Source organism: Aeromicrobium sp. PFPM2_SD2, from assembly GCF_057364525.1.
This window is the reverse complement of sequence record NZ_JBNFNZ010000498.1, coordinates 1-1,692: the sequence shown is the minus strand read 5'-3', so window position 1 is coordinate 1,692 and position 1,692 is coordinate 1. Positions and strand designations below refer to the sequence as shown.

Annotated in this window: 3 protein-coding genes; 2 read left to right on the top strand and 1 reads right to left on the bottom strand. The window is 73.5% G+C overall.

Features of this window, described 5'->3' with window-relative positions:
• Positions 1-110: 110 nt before the first annotated feature.
• Positions 111-347 carry a hypothetical protein gene (locus tag AC2W7G_RS15555; protein WP_485869236.1) on the bottom strand — a complete coding sequence of 79 codons (237 nt, stop codon included), beginning with the start codon at positions 345-347 and terminating at the stop codon, positions 111-113.
• A gap of 94 nt (positions 348-441) precedes the next feature.
• Between AC2W7G_RS15555 and AC2W7G_RS15550 the strand changes: the two genes are divergently transcribed.
• Positions 442-1,368 (top strand): metal ABC transporter substrate-binding protein, encoded by a 927-nt coding sequence (locus tag AC2W7G_RS15550; RefSeq protein ID WP_485869235.1) that lies wholly within the window; start codon positions 442-444, stop codon positions 1,366-1,368.
• A partial coding sequence (locus AC2W7G_RS15545) for a metal ABC transporter ATP-binding protein (protein ID WP_485869234.1) occupies positions 1,365-1,692 on the top strand: 328 nt, incomplete at its 3' end. The genes AC2W7G_RS15550 and AC2W7G_RS15545, both read left to right, overlap by 4 nt.

Sequence of the window (1,692 nt, the reverse complement as noted above, 5' to 3'; positions counted from 1 at the left end):
CGACGGCCGCCTCGCTGTCGGCCGGCCCGGTCGTCGTTCTCGCCCCGCGACCGCCCAGAACGCGACGACGCCGGGCACGTCCGCCGCCACCGCGGACCGGATGACGACGCTCACCGCGACCGCACGAGCCTGCGGGTCAGCCACAGCGCGAGCACCAGCTGACCCAGCAGGACGATGGTCAGCTCCGTCGACGTGAACTCTCGGTCCACGCCCAGGACCTCGAGCACCACCGTGATCAGCAGCGGGACGCCGAGCAGGACCCCGATCCACACCAGAGCAACGACCAGGGCTCGGCGGAAGCCCTCCTGCGGCGACTCGGCGGCGGACTGGTCGCGGGGCTCGTCCATGGCTCCATCATGGGGCAGCCGTCCACCCGGTGGACCCCTGTCGGCTGTGACAGCATGGCGCCACCCCCGACCGCCAGCCCCCAGGAGGACGACGGTGCCCAGCCGCGCCCGCGTGCGTCCGCGTCGCGCGCTGGTCTGCGCCGCCGCCGCGGTGCTGCTGCTCGCCGGGTGCGTCAAGGTCACCGACGAGCCGGACCCGCGCCCGTACGTGCTGACGACGTTCACCGTCCTGGCCGACATGGCCCGCCACGTCGCCGGCGACCACCTGCAGGTGCACTCCCTCACCAAGGCGGGCGCCGAGATCCACGCCTACGAGCCGACGCCCACCGACATCCGCGACACCGCCCGCGCCGACCTCGTGCTGGACAACGGCCTCGGGCTCGAGGCCTGGTTCGCGCAGCTCACCCAGGACGCCGACGCCGAGCACGTCGTCGTGTCCGAGGGCGTCGACCCGATCGACATCGCCTCCGACGAGTACGCCGGCAAGCCCAACCCGCACGCCTGGATGTCGCCGCACGAGGCCGGCGTCTACGTGGACAACATGGCCGCCGCGTTCGCCGAGCTCGACCCCGAGCACGCCGACGACTACGCCGCGAACGCCCGGGCCTACCGGGCCGAGCTGGACGCCGTCGCCGACGACCTCGAGCGCGCGCTCGCCACCGTCCCTGAGGCCCAGCGCGCCCTGGTGACCTGCGAGGGCGCGTTCTCCTACCTGGCCCGCGACGCGGGGCTGACCGAGCAGTACATCTGGCCGGTCAACGCCGAGCAGCAGGCCACGCCCCGCCAGATCGAGGACACCATCGAGCTCGTCCGCGAGCGCGACGTCCCGGCCGTGTTCTGCGAGTCCACGGTGAGCGACGACCCGATGCGCCAGGTCGTCGAGGAGACGGGAGCGCGGTTCGGCGGCACGCTGTACGTCGACTCGCTGTCCGAGCCCGACGGCCCCGTGCCGACCTACCTCGACCTGCTGCGTCACGACGTCGACCTCATCGTCGACGGGCTGACGGAAGGAGCCGCATGACCGCCGCGCTCGACGTCCGGGGGCTCGGCGTGCGCTACGGCGCCGTCACCGCCCTGCACGACGCGACGTTCACCCTCGAGCCCGGACGGGTGTGCGGCCTGGTCGGCATGAACGGCTCGGGCAAGTCGACGCTGTTCAAGTCGGTGCTCGGCCTCGTCCGTCCCGACGCCGGCACCGTCGCCATCCTCGGCGGCTCGCCCGCGGACGCGCGCCGCCACCGCGCGGTCGGCTACGTCCCGCAGAGCGAGGACGTGGACTGGACGTTCCCGGTCAGCGTCCGCGACGTGGTGCTGACCGGGCGCTACGGCCACCTCGGCCCGACCC

What these genes read in the sequence shown, in the direction of transcription:
- AC2W7G_RS15555 (WP_485869236.1), bottom strand. Translation starts at nt 347, where the DNA reads ATGGACGAGCCCCGCGACCAGTCCGCCGCCGAGTCGCCGCAGGAGGGC.